Genomic DNA, 17394 nt, shown 5'->3' with positions numbered 1-17394 from the left:
TCAGCCCCGCGCCGTGCGCTCGATCCGGCCGGCAGCCTGCCAGTCCAGTTCGATCTCGGCGCCATCATCGGCCGACAGGCGCAGGCGGAAAGGTTCGGTCATGCCGGCCGGGTCGAACCAGATCGCCGGATAGAGCGCGGCCCGGGCCGCGGCTTCGGGCGCGACCGGCCGTGTCTCCTCGACCCGCAGGCGCAGCGCGCTGTCAAAGCGGTATTCCGTCAGTGTGGGGTGGTCGCGCACCGGCCACCAGCGCCCGTCGACCAGGCGGTAGAAGGCATAGCCCTCGCCCGCTTCCTCGACCGCCAGCCCCACCGGCGCGCCGGACGCAATCGCTTCGGCCTCGGCCTGGTTGAGCCGTGCAACGAGACGGTCGGCCTCGCGCTCGATCGCCGGCCCGCCCGGCCTGATCGACAGCGTCACCGCAAAGGCGACAATCGCCAGGATCGAGATTCCCAACAGGATCTCGATCAGCGACACGCCGGCTTCGCGGCTGGGCGTATGGGCGGGCCCGGCCGTCATCAGCCCTGCCAGTTCCCGATATCTGCGTCGAGCTCCTCGCCGCCCTCGCGGCCATCCCGGCCGAGCGACCAGATGTCCAGCATGCCGTGCTGGCCCGGATAGGCGTACTGGTAGGGATTGCCCCAGGGATCGTCCGGCAGGCGGCGCACATAGCCGCCCTCGCGATAATTCTCCGCCCCGCGCGGCGCCTCGACCAGCGCCTGCAGCCCGTCCTCGGTCGAGGGGTATTCGCGCATGTCGAGCCGGTAGGCATCGAGCGCCTGTTCCAGCGTGGCGATATCGGTGCGGGCCTTCTGCACCATCGCCTGGTCCTGCGCGGGCAGGACATTGATCACCACGATCGTGGCCAGGAGGCCCAGAATGGTGATCGAGATCATGATCTCGAGCAGGGAGAAACCCGCCTCGCGGTCTTCCTGCGTGTCGTCAGTCGTCTGAGCGGCCGAACGGGTCTGCATCGACGTCTCCCTAGCCAAGAGCCAAAGTGTTGAGTTGCAGGATGGGCAGCAGGATCGACAGCACGATCATCACCACCACCACACCCAGGACGAGAATGATGCCGGGTTCCAGAAGGTTGAGGCCGACAGTGATGGCACCGTCGATCTCCTGATCCATCTGGTCGGCGGACCGGCGGAACATTTCCCCCAGCGCGCCGGAGCGTTCGCCGGCCGCGACCATGAACAGCATCAGGGCCGGGAAGCGGCCGCGGGAGGACAGCGCGTCCGACAGGCCGCGCCCGCTTTCCACATCGGTGACGACCTGGCCGATCCGCTTGCGGATGGCGAGATTTCCGGTCGCCCGCGCCGCAGCGCGCAGGGCGTCCGGCAACACGGCGCCGCTTTCGATCAGGATGCCCATCGTGCGGGCAAACCGCGCCGCCTCGGCCTTGCGCAGGAAGCCGCCGAGCAGGGGCAGCCGCACCATGAGCCCGTCGAACGCGGTGCGCACCGGCGCCTGGCGCAGCGCCAGCGCCCCGCCCACGATCAGCAGGACGAGGGCCGCGACGATAAACGGCCAGCCGGCCTGCAGCGCGCCCGACAGGCCGATCATGACCCGGGTCAAGAGAGGCAGCGCCACCCCCATGCCGGTGAATTGTTCGGCGATGCGCGGCACGACGAAGGTCATCAGCATTGTCACCACGCCCATCGCGACGACGGTCAGCACGGCCGGATAGACCAGCGCGCCCGTGATCCGGTTGCGCACCGCCTGTTCCTTTTCCAGATAATCGGCCAGCCGTTCGAGCACATGGCCCAGACCGCCCGCCCCCTCGCCCGCCGCGATCATGGCACGATAGACGGCGGGGAAGGATTTGGGAAAGCCGTCCATCGCGACCGACAGCCGGTCACCTTCGGAGACGCGGGCGCGCACCGCCATCAGCACGCGCTGCATGTTGTGACGGCCACCCTGGCGGGCCAGCAGGCCCAGCGATTCGGCGATCGGCATGCCGGCACCGATCAGGCTGGCCAGCTGGCGCGTGACCAGCATGAGCTCGCGGCTGGAGATGTCCTGGCGGCGCAACCGGTCCATCACGGATGTCCGGTCTCCCGCCGCCGCAGCCGCACGCCGGCCATCGGCCGAGCGCACGGAGAGCGGCGCCATCGAGCGGCCGCGCAGTTCGCGACGGGCCGCCAGCTCGCTGTCCGCGGTGATCAGGCCTTTCGACTTTTTCCCGCGAGCATCCAGCGCTTCATACTCAAACGCCGGCATGTCGCTCCCCTTCCTCGCGGCTGACGCGCAGGACTTCGGACAGGCTGGTCGTACCGGCCAGGACCAGATCGACACCGTTCTGGAACAGGGTCTTGCGGCGGGTGAAGGCGTGGGCCGCCATCTCGCTCTCGCGGGCATCGTCATGGATCTGCTTGCGCAGCGTGTCGTCGACCACGACGATCTCGTAGATCCCGGTCCGGCCGTCATAGCCGGTCTGCTTGCAGTGCGAGCATCCCGCCGGGCGGTGCAGCGTCACATCGCTGCGGCCTGTCAGGCCCAGCAGCTCAAGCTCGGCCGCGTCCGGCGTGTAGGCCTCACGGCAATGCGTGCACAGGCGGCGTACCAGGCGCTGGGCGACAATCGCCGACAGGGTCGAGGCCAGCAGATAGCTCTCCACACCCATGTCGCGCAGGCGGGCAATCGCGGCGACGGCGGAATTGGTGTGCACGGTGGACAGGACAAGGTGACCGGTCAGGCTGGCCTGCACGGCGATCTGGGCCGTCTCCACATCGCGGATCTCGCCGACCATCACAATGTCCGGGTCCTGGCGCAGGATGGCGCGCAGCCCGGCGGCGAACGTCATGCCGACCTTCGCGTTCACCTGGGTCTGGCCGATCCCGTCGATGGCGTATTCCACCGGATCCTCGACGGTGAGGATGTTGCGGGTTTCCTCGTTCAGGAGGTTGAGCCCCGCATAGAGCGTGGTGGTCTTGCCCGCACCGGTCGGGCCGGTGACGAGGATGATGCCATTGGGCTGGGCCAGCGCCTTCTTCATGTCGGCCAGCATGGCCTGGGGCATGCCCAGATCATCGAGGCGGAAGCGGGCCTGGGAGTTGTCCAGCAGGCGCAGCACGACGCGCTCGCCATGACGCGACGGCAGGGTGGAGACGCGCACATCGATCGACTTGCCGCCCAGGGCAATCGTCAGTCGGCCGTCCTGCGGCACGCGCTTTTCGGCAATATCCAGCCGCGCCATCACCTTGATCCGGCTGACCAGCGGTGGCGCCAGGCGCGGCGAAACGGAGACCGTCTCGTGCAGCACGCCATCAACGCGGTAGCGGATGGAAACACGGTCCTCGAAGGGCTCGACGTGGATGTCCGACGCGGCCTTGCGGACGGCCTCGGCAATCATGCCGTTGATCAGGCGGATGATCGGTGCGTCCGAGGCACTGTCCAGCAGGTCCTCGGTCTTGGGGATCTCGTCGATCAGCCGGGACAGGCTCTCGCCATCTGCCGCATCGGCATCCGCGCTGTCGGCCCCCAGACCGGCATAGGCGTAGATATCCGACAGGGCCTGGTCGAACCGGCCGGCATCGCACTCGACGACCGGATGCGTGGCGCCGACCACGCGCCGCACTTCCAGCAAGGCCCGGCGATCACCGCCCTGACGCAACAGGAAGGCCGGCTCGGCACCGGGCCGGTAGGCGACGCCCTTCTGGCGGGCGAAGGCATAGGTGACCGGGCTGGCCTCGCGGGCCGGGCTGGTATCCGTCTCACTCGCCATCGTCGGCGCTGCCCCGCGGCATGTCGATCATCATCATCTCGACGATGGATTCCAGCGAACTCGCACCCTGCGGATCATTGGCGATCTGCTGGCTGCGGATATAGCCGTAGCGATTGTCGGTCACCGCACGCATGTCCGCCTCGTCGCGGATAATGGTCGGGCGGATGAAGATCATGAGATTGGTGCGGCGGCGCTCGGTGCCCTCGGACCGGAACAAACGGCCCACGCCCGGCACGCGGGACAGGCCTGGCACACCGGTCACCGAATCCTCGTCTTCCTGCTGGATAAGCCCGCCCAGCACGATGATCTCGCCATTGTCGGCCAGCACCGTCGTCTGGATCTCGCGCTTGTTGGTGATCAGGTCGGTCGTGTCGTCATTGACGGTGCCCGCGACCGAGGAAACTTCCTGCTCGATCAGCAGGCGGATCGTATTGCCCTCGGTGATCTGCGGACGCACATGCAGGCGCACGCCGACTTCCTGGCGCTGCACCGTGCGGAAGGGGTTGGAATTGTCGTCGCCCAGCACTTCGCCGGTCGTGACGGGAATTTCCTGGCCGGACAGGAAGGAGGCTTCCTCATTGTCCATCGCCAGGATGGACGGCGTCGCCAGGACGTTGGAATTGCGGTCGCTCTCCACCGCATTCAGCACCAGGCCGAACAGCGTGCCATCGCCATTCTGGCCGCCGAAGCCGATCGTGCCGCCCGTGGCGCCGAGCAGCGAGTTGAGCGCCGCCTGGCGCAGATCGTCATTGAAGTCGCTGTCATCATCGCCGGGCGAAGTGATTGCCCCGGTCAGCGCCAGCAGGTCCGGCGTGTTCGACCCGAAGCGGGTCATCGCCAGGGGCGCATCGCCCTCGCCGCCGGCCAGCAGCATCTGCACACCCAGCTCGTCGGCGACCGTGTCGGACATCTCCACCACGATACCCTCGACCAGCACTTGCGGGCGGCGGATATCGAGCTGGCGGATCACCAGTTCCAGCTCGCGCTGGATGTCCGGATCGGCATTGACGACCACGGCATTGGTCGGCGCGTGATAGGAGACGGACGGACGACGGGCCATGGTCTCGTCATCGGCCATGGTCTCGACCACCTGCTGCAGGATGGGCAGAAGATCCTCGCCATCGGCGTGGCTGAGATAGATCACGCGGAAGCCCTGGTTGGAGCGGCTGACGCCATCCACCCGCCGGATCAGCGACATCATCTCGGCCACGGCGTCGCGATTGCCGCGCAGCACGATCGTGTTGGACGCCGGGATCGGCGCCACGGTGACGCCGAAGGCCATATCGTCTTCGCCGGAGGTGTTGCGGGTGCGGATCGTCTCGATGATGCGCGCCATCTCGCCGGCCGACACATTCGACAGCTCGACCATCTCGACCACCGAGGTATCGCGATCCAGATCGCGCAGGACCTGGCGGATGCGCGACACGTTTTCCGCATAGTCGACGATGACCAGCGCGTTGCCGCCCTCGGCTGCGTTGACGAAACCGTTGGGGCTCACCATCGGCCGCACGACCGTCAGCGCATCGCGCGTGCCGGCATGGGTCAGCCGTACCACGGCGGTGACATACTGGTCGCCGCGCAGGTTGGAATTGACCGGGCTGGAGGTGCGCGCACCGGCCTGTTCGGGAATGATCTGGTAGGCGCCCGACGCGGTCGGCACGACGGCAAAGCCGTGCACCCGCATGGTCGACAGGAAGACCTGGAAATACTGGTCGGGCGTCAAAGGCGCCTGCGAGGTGATGGTCACCCGGCCGCGCACATTGGGATCGACGATGAAGGTATAGCCGGTCACCGACGACACATCGTCGATCACGGCCTGGATTTCGGCCTGGTTGAAATTGACCACGCTGCCCTGGCCGCCGGACTGGGCCGAGGCGGCAGCCGGCGCCATCGCAGACAGGGCGAGCGCCAGGAGGCCCGCAATCAGTCGGTTCACGAAATCGGTCATCACGGCAGGTCCACTTGAAGGGTCAGGGGCAGGCCGCCCCGATTGATCGACAGGGTGAAACCGTCCTCTTCGCGCAGACGGCGGAAGAGAGCGGGCAGGTCGGAAATATCGGCGGCGGGACGGCCATCGACGGCCGTGATCACATCGCCATTGCGCAGTCCGGTCGCCGACAGGAGAGCCGGGCTGGCCTCACTGACGCGATAGCCAGTCAGGCGATTGCCCTCGCGCACCGGCTCGGCGCGGAACAGGCCCGCGACAGACTGGCCGCCAGCGGCGGCGGGCGCCTCGGCCGCGCGCAGCGTGTCCTCGTCGCGCAGGAAGAGCGATTCGGCGATGCCGCGGCGGCGGATCAGCACATGGTCGACATGCACTTCCTCAAGCGTCACGCCATCGAGGATTTCGGCACCGACGGCAAAGAAGCTCTGGCGGCCGCCGGGGATCTGGATGATGGCGCCGCCGGTCTCGGGCGTAGCGCCGCGGCGGATGCCGCGCAGGGTGAGATCGAGGCTGGTTTCCTGGATCGTCGCCGCAACGGGCGCCGCATCGACAGGACCGGCCCGCCGGTCGGCGAACAGGTCGGTTTCAGCCAGTTGTGTGAGATCGGCCTGGTAGGCCGGAGCGCCGCCGAACCGCGGACCGGCATCCGCCGGGTCCTGCTGGAAATCGGTCGCGCTGGCGCCGAAGGCGATGAGCCAGATCAGGCGCGCCGCGATATAGGTCAGACCGGCGAGCAGGAGGAGTTCGGCCAGGGCGAGCACGGTCGCGAGACTGCGCGGAAGGCGCGTTCGCCCTCCCCGTCCGGCCGGCAGTGATTGCGACTGATGCGTCACGATGATCGCCTGTCCCTTCGGTCGCCATCCGCTTCGAACCGGCGTCCGGCGCCCGCCCGGGGCGCGCCGTATCGAAGCTTCGGATATCCGCTCCCCGATACACGTGGCGTACGTCAGTTTTACGACGTTTCGGGATTAATCGTCGGATGAATGCAGACGGGCGGACCCGAAGGTCCGCCCGCCCCAATGCGTATTACCAGCTGCGGCTGATGGAGATCGAGAACTCCGTGCCGACATCATACGTGTCGACCGGCAGTTCGACCCCGCCCGCGGACTGGGTGGCTTCATAACCGTCGCCAAGGATGTTGCGGATCGAGAACCCGAAATCCCAGTCATTGCCGCGCAGGTCGAGCGTGCGGCTGTAGACCAGGTCAAGCGAGTTCGGGACCTGCTCGATGATCGCCGGATTGCCGGTGTTCAGATCGGCCACGGCCCGGGTGCGTTCTCCGGTGTAGTTGAAGAGCAGGGCGCCGCGTGCCCGGCCATCGAAGGTCTCGAAGCCGAGCTGGACGTTGAACAGGTGTTCCGACTGGCCCTGCAGGGCCCGGCCGTCATCGATGAAGCCCGCCGCGTCCAGCACGTTCGCAGACGGCTGGCCGAAGGCACCCTGGGCGATCGTCACCGTACCGTCAGCCGACACTTCCGACTGGATGTAGGTGTAGTTCGTCTTGATGAACCATTCGCGGTCATTGAAGAACGGACGATCGAAGCGGTTGGAAAGATCGAAGACTTTCTCGAACTCGAATTCCGCACCCGTCAGGGTCGCTTCAGGCGCATTGATGAAGGAGGTGCCCAGGCTGTCGCCCGTCGGCAGGATATACTCCTCGATCGGGTTCTCGAGCACCTTGTGGAACACGCCGACGGTCACGAATTCCTCGCGGCCGAAATAGTATTCCAGACGCGCATCGTAGGACTCGATCTCGGTGTTCACGAGGTACGGGTTACCCTGGAAGCGCTGGTCGGTATCGGTGTTGAAGAACTCGGCGAAGGCCAGTTCGCGGAACTGCGGCCGGGCGATCGACTGGGAATAGCCGGTGCGCAGCTGCAGATTGTCGGCGAAGGTCCAGGTCAGCGTCACCGCCGGCAGGACATAGTCTTCCTCGATCCGCGTTTCCAGGAGGCCGCTGTCGCCGGCATTGGCCGGGAAAGCGAACGTGTCGACCTTCTGGACGCCGTCTTCGAAGCGGGCACCCACCGCGGCGCGAACGAAATCGTTCACCGCGATATCGGCACCGGCATAGTAGGCGCGGACATTCATCCGGCCCTCATAGGCTTCCGGGAAGGACAGACCGCCGGTCTCCACCAGGCGCAGACGCTCGTCGACGATGTTCTGCGGGGCGAAGATGTAGTCGATCCGGCTGAAGCGCAGATCGGACGGCAGACCCACACCGCCCTGCTCGAAGGAGAAGGTCCGGGTGTAGGCTTCACGCTCGCGGCTGGTCACCGCCATACCGGCTTTCAGCTCGACATCGCGTTCGAACACCGTCAGCGGCAGGGCAAGATCGAAGCCTGCATCCTGGGTGTTGTCCTCGATTTCCGAGAAGGACGTGCGGTTGTCGGCGACATTGCCGCCATACTGCAGGCCCGCACCGGAATACTCGTAGCGGTATTCACGCTGGTACGGCGCGTCGCGCGTGGCGGTCGCGTCCGAGATGCGCCAGTCCAGGGCGAGATCGCCCAGGAAGGAGAAGACATGCTCGCCGGACAGCTGGTTGAACAGCACCTGACGTTCGAACCATTCCAGGCTGTCGGTCAGGAAGACGCCGTTGCCACCCGCGTTGAACTCGGTCTGGGTCCGGGCTTCCTTGGACGTCGAGCGCAGGGCCATCGTCAGGAAGTTGATCTCGTGGTCATTGTACCAGTCGATGCCGACCGACAGCATGCCGGACACGTCGATGACGTTCTCGGTACCCATATAGTTATCGGAGGCATCTTCCGGAGCGGCGACGTCGGAGAAGTCGTCATTGGCCGGACCGTTGATGTAGCGGGCGGACGTGCCGTCGACACCGCCGCGGCCGCGGATACCTTCGCGCGTCACCCACTCGTTCGAGTAAGAACCGGCGGCGGTGAGGCCGAGGGAGAAACCATCGAAATCGAAACGATCGCCGGCGCTGAAGTCGATGGAGCCATTGGCGTCCGTATCGACCGTCTGCAGCACCCAGAGTTCCGAATTGACCAGCGAGCGGCCGATGGCCTGCTGCTGCGCGGCCGGCAGGTTGTTGCCGACGCGGGTGGTGTTGAAGATCTCGGCCAGTTCGGCCGGCAGATCGCGCAGGCCGTCGTCATAACCCAGCCAGTCCGTGTCGGAACCGTCATAGGTCAGGCCGTTATTGCCCGTCGTCACCGTGTCGAAGCTGCCACCGACGCCGATCGTCAGGAAGCGGTCGTCCGGCAGGGTTGCCGTTTCGACACCGATCACACCGCCGCCGAACTCGCCCGGGAATTCCGGGGAGAAGGTCTTCTGGACCAGCACGTTCGAGAGAACATTGGTCGGGAAGATGTCGAGCGGCGCCGCGCGACGGAAAGGCTCCGGAGACGGCATCGGAGAGCCGTTCAGGAGCGTGTTGGAGTAGCGTTCGTTGAGGCCGCGGACGACGACAAACTTGCCGCCCGTGGTCGACAGGCCGGTGACACGGACCAGGGCCGCAGCCAGGTCGCTATCGCCGGTGGTTTCAAGGTCGTCGATCGACAGGGCCGCCGACACTTCCGAGGTGACGCGGCGGTCATCCGGAATGTACTGGAAGCGGACCGTGATGACGTCTTCGGCTTCGGAGGACGGAGCGTCCTGCGCAAGGGCGGCTACCGGAACCAGCGTGGTTGACGCCAGCAACGCAGCCGAGAGCGCATATCGTGTAGTTTGCATCTTCATCACCATGAGACTGCGATTAAACGATGCTGCAGGTCCCGGGTGCTCTCACACCCGGGACCTGCCGCGTCTGCGTTACTGCTGCGCCGGAACGAAGGTCCAGCCCTGGTACCAGGTGTCGCTGGCGCCCTCGACGGCACCGACATAGCCGGCCGGCTCGAACCAGTTGTCGATGGCGTTGACGTCGGTGGAGGTCAGGCCCGTCTCGGCCGAACCCGGAACCACGCCCGTACCGCCGCTGAAGAAGGCAAAGCCCGTCAGCGAGTTGGTGTATTCGGCGTTGTTCGGCTGCGCGAGGAACCAATCCGACAGGTCGAGCGGGTCGCCCGAGCTCTCGTCGAAATTGTTCACGCAGTCCAGCGCGACCGACTGGATTTCCAGCGAGTCGGTGCCGGCACCGATGCGGGCGAAGGTGGCGTCCTGGTCGACGTCGATGCAGTCATCACCGAAGTTCACGACGAGACCGTTATAGAGCTGGCCAGCCGTACCTTCACGGATCAGCATGCCCTGGTCGCTGTCGTTGGAACCGGAACCGTTGCGGTTACCGATCAGGGTGAAGTTCGCAATCATCGGGTTGGAACGCGGCGTCAGATTGTTCGCCGTGTCGTTGCCGCCGCGGTTGTCGAACTCGAAGCCCTGGTCGCCCGAGGCACCCTGGACGACGAGGACGTACTGGGCGCGGCCGCGCCAGCCGTCGGTGTAGTCCATGGAGTCGTCGTCATTGCCGGTCAGCACCAGGTGGCGCAGATCGACCGCACCGCCGAACATTTCCACGCCGTCGTCCGAGTTGTTGTGGACCTGGACGTAGTCGACGAAGGTGCCGGAACCGACGCCCTGGAAGGCGATGCCGTTCAGCTCGTCCTCATTGTTCACCTTGAAGCCGGCGAAGCGGACTTGCGTGTAGGTGATGGAGCCGGAGGTGTCGTCGGCCGTGGCGCCGCCGAACAGGCCCGAAGAGCCTTCGCCGGACTTTTCACAATCGACCGTGCCGCCGGTGGCGGTGGCGTCGGTACAGGCGTTGATCGGCGCGCGGCCGTTCAGCACCAGACCGCCCCACTGACCCTTGGTGTTCACACCGGCCGTGCCTTCAATGTCCGAACGGGCGGTGAAGATCACCGGCGAGGACGCCGTACCGTTGGAGCGCAGCTCGGAACCGCGGGTCACCACGATGTAGTCGGAACCCGACGAACCGAAGACCGTCACGCCCGGATCGACCGTCAGCGTGGCTTCGATGCCGGACGGCAGCGGGCTGGCCGGATCGGGGCCGCGGTCGACGCCGACGAAGACCGGACCGATCAGCTCGTACATGTTGCCGCGCGTCAGGCGGAGGTCGGCGGTGATGTTGCCGGTGATCTGGCAGACACGCGAACCGTTGATGGTTTCAGCCGATTCCGTGGTGCCCGTCGGGCAGCCGGCGTCGGCGAACAGGTTGTAGGTCCAGCCCGAAGCCCAGTTCGAAGCAGCGATCTCGTCATCGGCGAAAGCGCCGATGTAGTCGATATCTTCAAACCAGCTGTCGGCACCGTTCACGTCGAACGCCGTCACGGCCTGCTCGGCAGGGCCCGAGAACACGCCGTTCAGCGTGTTGGAGATCACGGCATTGTTCGGACGGGACAGGAACCAGTCCGACAGGTCCACCGGATCGCCGGTGCTCTCGTCGAAATTGTTCACGCAGTCCAGAACCACCGACTGGATGTCCAGCGGATCGGTCGCCGCACCGATGCGGGCGAAGGTCGCGTCCTGGTCAACGTCGATACAGTCGTCGCCGAAGTCGGCCACGATACCGTTATAGAGACGGCCGGCCGTACCTTCACGGATCAGCATGCCCTGGTCGCTGTCGTTCGAGCCCGAACCGTTGCGGTTACCGATCAGGGTGAAGTTCGAGATCATCGGGTTGGAACGCGGCGTCAGATTGTTCGCCGTGTCGTTGCCGCCGCGGTTGTCGAACTCGAAGCCCTGGTCACCGGACGGCCCCTGGCGGACCAGCACGAACTGGGCGCGGCCGCGCCAGCCATCGGTGTAGTCCATGGAGTCGTCGTCATTGCCGGTCAGCACCAGGTGGCGCAGATCGACCGTGCCGCCGAACATTTCCACGCCGTCGTCCGAATTGTTGTGGACCTGGACATAGTCGACGTCCGTGCCGGAACCGACGCCCTGGAAGGCGATGCCGTTCAGCTCGTCCTCATTGTTCACCTTGAAGCCGGCGAAGCGGACCTGGACGTAGTTCAGGATGCCCGAGCTGTCGGCCGCGTCGGCGCCGCCGAACAGGCCGGAAGAGCCTTCGCCGGACTTTTCGCAATCGGCCGAACCGCCGACCGCCGTGGCGTCGGTACAGGCATTGATCGGCGCGCGGCCGTTCAGCACCAGACCGCCCCACAGGCCCTTGTCGTTCTCGCCGACCGAACCTTCAACGTCGGTGCGCGAGGTGAAGATCACCGGCGCGTCGGCCGTGCCCTGCGCTTCGATGCGCGAGCCGCGGGTCACGACGATGTAGTCGGAACCGGCCGCGCCGAACAGCGTGGCACCGGCGCCGATCGACAGGGTGGCGCGAGCGCCGCTGCCGCCGGTGGCGCCGTCATCGGTACCCACGAAGGTCGGGCCCGTGATGATCACGCCGGCATTCGGGGCAACCGTCGTGTTGGTCGTGATGTTGCCGGTGATTTCACAGGCATTGATGGTGATGTCGCCATTGGTGACGGAGGTTTCGCGGATCGAACCCGTGCCGCAGCCACCGGCCGGAATCAGATCGATCGTCTGACCGGCAGGCGGCGGGTTGCCGCCGCCCGGAGGCGTGCCCGGGTTTTCAGCGCCCGGAGAGGAGATGGACGTATCCGCGCACGCTGCAAAGAACGCGCAGGACGTGGTCACAAGCAGGAGCTTGCGGAAATTGTGCTTCACCGACATGGAAGACCCCCAAGAGGAATGAATCTCGACCACGGTGGCACCGGCGCATTCCGGCCCAGCCGCTTGGGCGGGGGATAAACATCAGCATTGTAACGGCTGAATGACAGATCGGCGCGGCGGCGCCCGCAGACCGGAACCACAACATCACCAAGGATGGGGATTCATCACGCGGACACCCACTAGATACTGGCCATGCAAGGGATTTCGCGCCGGTGGCAATTCGGCAACATCGGAAGAACTCGAAATTGAAATTTTTGCGACAATCCGCAGTATGACACTTGTTTGACGGAATTCACGTCCTTGAAGACTGGAATCGGACAAGTCGAACAACAGTATTTATTGGTCTCTATACGGACCGTCTGGTGCGAAGGTTGCACTTCCCGCGCCGAGCCGCGACACTACGGTCTCGTTCAGCAACCGAAGGGGCCCTGAAATGACCCCCGACATGACAAAGTGCGCCCGAGGTAAAATTCGTGCTTTACACAGCCCGTATTTGACTTTATCCGCGCTTCTCCCGGCGGAGGCGACGATGCCGGATTGGGTTAACTGCCAACAGGGGGTCACGTGAATTGCACACGTACCATACTCCCCTGGACCTGGTCCGCTCACGGCACGTAGAAAGCCCGGTCGTCTGCGCACGTCCGGATCGCGTTGCACAAGCGAGCCACTGGTTCCAGGAAAACTTTCCGGGCGAAGTCCTCTACGCGGTGAAGGCGAATCCCAGCCCGTGGATTCTCGACGTGCTGTATGCCAACGGCACGCGCTTCTTCGACGTCGCTTCGATTCCGGAAATCCAGCTCGTCCGCGAACGGTGCCCCGAGGCCCGCATGGCCTTCCTGCACCCGGTGAAAAGCCGCGAGTCGATCCGGCGCGCCTATTATGAATTCGGCGTGCGCATCTTCGCCCTCGATTGCGAGGCGGAGATGGCCAAGATCGTCGAGGAGACGAACCACGCCGACGATCTCATCCTGATCGTGCGCCTGGCCGTGTCGAATGACGGTGCGATGTTCTCGCTTGCCGGCAAGTTCGGCGTGCCCGCCTATGAGGCGTCCGACCTGATCCGCAAGGCGCGGGCCCACGCCTTCGAGCTCGGCGTGAGCTTCCATGTCGGCAGCCAGTGCATGCAGCCCTCCGCCTATCGCTCGGCCATGATGGAGGCTTCGCGCCTCATCGCCCAGGCCGGCGTGACGGTCGACATCGTCGATGTCGGCGGCGGCTTCCCCTCGATCTATCCGGGCATGAACCCGCCGCCGATGGACGAGTACATCTCGTCCATCGAGGACGCGTTCGAGGAGATGATGGTGCTAGAGAATGCCGACCTCTGGTGCGAGCCGGGCCGCGCCCTGGTCGCCGAGGCCGAAAGCGTCCTCACCCGGGTCGAGCTGGTCAAGGGCGACGCCCTCTACCTCAATGACGGCGCCTATGGCCGCCTGTTCGACGCCGCGCACGCCAAATGGCCCTTCCCGGTGCGCCTGCACCGCCGCAAGGGTAATGGCATAGCCGGCGAGGGCGAGACAGACGGCGAGACCGCATCCTTCCGCCTCTACGGTCCGACCTGCGATTCGATGGACGCCATTCCCGGCCCCTTCGACCTGCCGGCCGACATCGCCGAGGGCGACATCATCGAGATCGGCATGCTCGGCGCCTACGGCACCGCGCTGGCGACGAATTTCAACGGGTTCGGTGCCATCGAATACGTGACGGTTGAGGACATGCCCTGGCCGTCTATGTTCGAGGTTCAACCCGACAAGGCCGACGACAGCGAAGCGACGGTCATTTCCTTCGCCCGCGCCCGCCGGCGCCGGCCCAAACTCAGGAGACGCGCATGACCGATATGTCGAACCGGAAGGCGGAACTTCTCGCCAACCCGATCCATCATATCGACATCACGGAGTTCGACGGCCGCGAGCTGATCGACAGCTGGGAGAAGATGTCCTTCACCTCGCGCGATGCTGCGCGTGCCGCCCGCATCCTGCAGGCCGCGGTGGCCGATCCGGACTGTTCGGTGATCCTCACCCTGGCCGGCTCCACGTCCGCAGGCGGGTGCATGCACGTCTGGCGTGACATGGTGCGTCACAACATGGTCGACGCCATCGTCTCGACCGGCGCCTCCATCGTCGACATGGATTTCTTCGAGGCCCTGGGCTTCAAGCACTACCAGGCCCGCGAGATCCCGGACGACCGCGAACTGCGCGATCTCTATATCGACCGCATCTACGACACCTATATCGACGAGGAAGAACTGCAGGCGTGCGATCACGTCACGCAGGAAATCGCCGACATGCTCGAGCCGGGTCCGCGCTCCTCGCGCTCCTACATCAAGGCGATGGGCAAGTGGCTGTCCGAGGGCAATGCCAAGAAGCAGGGCTCGCTCGTGCAGGAATGCTATGAGCAGGGCGTGCCGATCTTCTGCCCGGCCTTCTCCGACTGCTCTGCCGGCTTCGGCCTGGTGAAGCACCAGGTGGAACGCATGAAGGCGAACAAGCCCTACCTGTCGATCGACAGTGTGGCCGACTTCCGCGAGCTGACCGATATCAAGATCAAGGCCGGCACAACCGGCCTGTTCATGGTCGGCGGCGGCGTGCCGAAGAATTTCGCCCAGGACACGGTCGTGTGCGCGGAAATCCTCGGCGAGGAAGTCCCCATGCACGCCTATGCCGTCCAGATCACCGTCGCCGACGTGCGCGACGGCGCCTGCTCCTCCTCCACCCTCAAGGAAGCCTGTTCCTGGGGCAAGGTGGACGTGGCCCTGGAACAGATGGTCTACGCCGAAGCGAGCACAGTGGCCCCGGTCATCGTCTCCGACGTCTACCACCGCCGCGCCTGGGAAAACCGCCCGCGCCACCGCTATGGCGACATGTTCAAGGACTAGGGTCTTCGGGCATTGAAGGAATGAAGAAGCCCCGGTGCGCTGCGCCGGGGCTTTTTAGTGTTCCGATATAGAAGGACATTTTACGACCAAGATACCAAAGAGCACAAGCAAGAGCAAAAACCACCACAGGCGGCATTGTTGGCAATTGCCCGCCGAGACCTAGTCGCTTAGGCTCTACCGCATGAGAACGCGCTTCAGTTTAATCAACTCTGGACTTTACCCAGAGACACTCCCCCCCTGTTTTGTCTCGAAAGATGCGAAGCGAGCCTTTCATGGCATCGTAGGGTCGCTCGACGACAAAAAATTCCACGACCGTAGAACCGAGTACGTAAGATACAGTGGCACGAAGCACGACGGCAGCCGCCGATTCTTCGGAACACCAAACATCATATCCTACTTCTATGTTTCGAGTTTTATTTGGAAAAACTGGAAAATATTTCAGAAAAATTTCTCTGCATCTACGTATTCAATCGGCCGACCCAAATTAATGGAGGACGGCGCGCCGCGAGCCGTGAAAGTTCCTTCGCTTTCAGAACTTTCAAAACATGCCTCAAAGAACTTACGATACGCACCTTTTGTTTTGAAAGCCGATATTGCTCAGTGCTTCCCGAGTCTGTACACGCACTCTATCGCTTGGGCCGCACACGGCATAGAAGCCGCAAAGAAAGATATCTCCAAGGATTCTGAAGCGAACAAGTTCAACTCTTTAGACTTCTTTGTTCGGAACGGACAGCGTGGCAACACTCGAGGGGTATTAGTTGGACCCGACGCTTTTAGAATTGTCGCAGAATTTGTTCTATCCAGAATTGACTCTGATTTACAAGATGCGGTGGGGGATAAAATAGTTGGCGCAGTTAGGCATGTGGATGATTATTATATCGGACTCAAGTCAGAACACGACGCTCAATCCGTACTATCGAGGCTTCGAGAAGTTCTGGCAACTTACGAACTAAATTTGAATGACCACAAGACGAAAATTGTATCGAGTCTCGAACCAATCAATGATTTATGGGCGCAAAGACTCCGCGAGCACATAAAGCCTGAAAGGCTGGGCGACGCACTAAGGGTATATATCGGCGAACACAACAGCCACTCATATATAGAACGCGCAGTGTCCGAGGCAGTTTCGTACGCGCAATCAACAGGTTCTGACAGCCCTTTGAAAATTTTACTTCGGTCATTTGATGAAGCGAAACTATATAATTCAGAGGACTGGATCCACGCTGAACCCTATATACAAAGAATCGTACAAAAACACCCACATGCTATTGATTATGCCTGCCTTTTGGTTGCGAAGAGGAAATCACTCGATCTTGAAATAGATACAGCTGGCTGGCTCTCTGTTTCTGAGATCATAATTAGCCGCAGCTTGGCACTTGAACATCACCATGAGGCCATCTGGATGGTATGGCTTCTCATTGTTTGCGAGATAGCGATACCTCAGCCCTTAGCTGAGGAACTCGCAAAGTCCAGGGATGGACATATGCGTGCATTGCTCGCTCAAGCGTATGTAGATGGAAGAATTCCACGGAAGCCTAAGCTAAATCTTGGAAACAAGCTATCAACCGTGAGTTCTGACTGGTTGGCTAACTTGGTAGCCCGTTCACAGGGATTTTCGAAGGCAAATTTCTCTTTCAGCTACTCCGACGAATTTGAACACTTATCCAAACGCGGACTACGTCTTGTGGATTTTGATGATCACATCGAAACCGTAAAACAGGGCAACAGAAAGGCGATAAGTCGAATTCGCTATGGCTACGATGACGAGGGTGAAGGCGACGATGGCGATGGGTTTGATGAATATGACTTTGAGGATGAAGAAATGCCCCTTTGAGGCTCTGCGTTTTCACCTCACGTCATGCCGTCACGCCTAAATTGCTCGCCCGGAAGCGCGTGAGCGCTGTCCGGGACCGACGGGAGACTCATCGCTAAACGCGATCCGCGGCCGGTCCTGGCTCTGCGGACCGCCTTCGCGGGCCATCCGGCCAGGAGAAATTCGCGCTTATCCCTCTCCCCCGTCGGGGAGAGGGCTGGCTTGGCTGACAATCGGGAAAACTTGTCCCCACCCCCTCATAGCGGCCGCATAATCACCCCGTCTTCGCACCACTCGAGGCCCGGACCGGTTATCCGGGGGTGCAAAGAGTACGGAGCTTGTCCGCGCCTGCCGGGTTGACCACGGCAGGCTCCGGCGAGGCCATCGGCAGGGACGACCGGCAAAAAGCTCGACCGGACCGTCCCCGCCGGTTT

At 63.5% G+C, this 17394-nt stretch carries 11 protein-coding genes; 3 read left to right on the top strand and 8 right to left on the bottom strand.

Annotation, left to right across the window (positions count from 1 at the left end):
* The 8 genes from ABJO18_RS10660 to ABJO18_RS10625 form a co-directional block, all read right to left on the bottom strand.
* Positions 1 to 519: a GspH/FimT family pseudopilin gene (locus ABJO18_RS10660; RefSeq protein ID WP_348507162.1), complete on the bottom strand. Its 519-nt coding sequence runs from the start codon at positions 517 to 519 to the stop codon at positions 1 to 3.
* Positions 519 to 974 carry a type II secretion system major pseudopilin GspG gene (gene gspG, locus ABJO18_RS10655; RefSeq protein WP_348507161.1) on the bottom strand — a complete coding sequence of 152 codons (456 nt, stop codon included), beginning with the start codon at positions 972 to 974 and terminating at the stop codon, positions 519 to 521. Before gspG ends, ABJO18_RS10660 begins: the two co-directional genes overlap by 1 nt.
* Positions 975 to 984: 10 nt before the next feature.
* On the bottom strand, positions 985 to 2223 hold the full coding sequence (gene gspF / locus ABJO18_RS10650; protein ID WP_348507160.1) for a type II secretion system inner membrane protein GspF: 1239 nt from the start codon (positions 2221 to 2223) through the stop codon (positions 985 to 987).
* Positions 2210 to 3727 carry a type II secretion system ATPase GspE gene (gene gspE, locus ABJO18_RS10645; protein WP_348507159.1) on the bottom strand — a complete coding sequence of 506 codons (1518 nt, stop codon included), beginning with the start codon at positions 3725 to 3727 and terminating at the stop codon, positions 2210 to 2212. Before gspE ends, gspF begins: the two co-directional genes overlap by 14 nt.
* Positions 3717 to 5675: a type II secretion system secretin GspD gene (gene gspD / locus ABJO18_RS10640; protein WP_348507158.1), complete on the bottom strand. Its 1959-nt coding sequence runs from the start codon at positions 5673 to 5675 to the stop codon at positions 3717 to 3719. Before gspD ends, gspE begins: the two co-directional genes overlap by 11 nt.
* Positions 5675 to 6505 (bottom strand): type II secretion system protein N, encoded by an 831-nt coding sequence (locus tag ABJO18_RS10635; protein ID WP_348507157.1) that lies wholly within the window; start codon positions 6503 to 6505, stop codon positions 5675 to 5677. Before ABJO18_RS10635 ends, gspD begins: the two co-directional genes overlap by 1 nt.
* A gap of 193 nt (positions 6506 to 6698) precedes the next feature.
* A complete protein-coding gene (locus ABJO18_RS10630; RefSeq protein ID WP_348507156.1) occupies positions 6699 to 9368 on the bottom strand; it encodes a TonB-dependent receptor in 2670 nt (889 codons plus the stop codon).
* Positions 9369 to 9446: 78 nt separating this feature from the next.
* Positions 9447 to 12275, bottom strand: a complete 2829-nt coding sequence (locus ABJO18_RS10625; RefSeq protein ID WP_348507155.1) for a hypothetical protein — start codon at positions 12273 to 12275, stop codon at positions 9447 to 9449.
* A gap of 569 nt (positions 12276 to 12844) precedes the next feature.
* Here ABJO18_RS10625 and ABJO18_RS10620 point away from each other — a divergent pair.
* The 3 genes from ABJO18_RS10620 (at position 12845) to ABJO18_RS10610 (ending at position 16981) form a co-directional block, all read left to right on the top strand.
* Complete coding sequence (locus tag ABJO18_RS10620; protein WP_348507154.1) at positions 12845 to 14104, top strand: type III PLP-dependent enzyme; 1260 nt, start codon at positions 12845 to 12847, stop codon at positions 14102 to 14104.
* Positions 14101 to 15147, top strand: coding sequence for a deoxyhypusine synthase (locus ABJO18_RS10615; RefSeq protein ID WP_348507153.1), 1047 nt, complete (start codon positions 14101 to 14103; stop codon positions 15145 to 15147). Before ABJO18_RS10620 ends, ABJO18_RS10615 begins: the two co-directional genes overlap by 4 nt.
* 181 nt (positions 15148 to 15328) lie before the next feature.
* Positions 15329 to 16981, top strand: coding sequence for an RNA-directed DNA polymerase (locus ABJO18_RS10610; protein ID WP_348515902.1), 1653 nt, complete (start codon positions 15329 to 15331; stop codon positions 16979 to 16981).
* Positions 16982 to 17394: the final 413 nt, after the last annotated feature.

It is taken from the genome of Maricaulis sp., assembly GCF_039978735.1.
Classification (GTDB): domain Bacteria; phylum Pseudomonadota; class Alphaproteobacteria; order Caulobacterales; family Maricaulaceae; genus Maricaulis.
The sequence above is the reverse complement of the archived record's forward strand: the minus strand, read 5'-3'. Positions and strand labels throughout refer to the sequence as shown.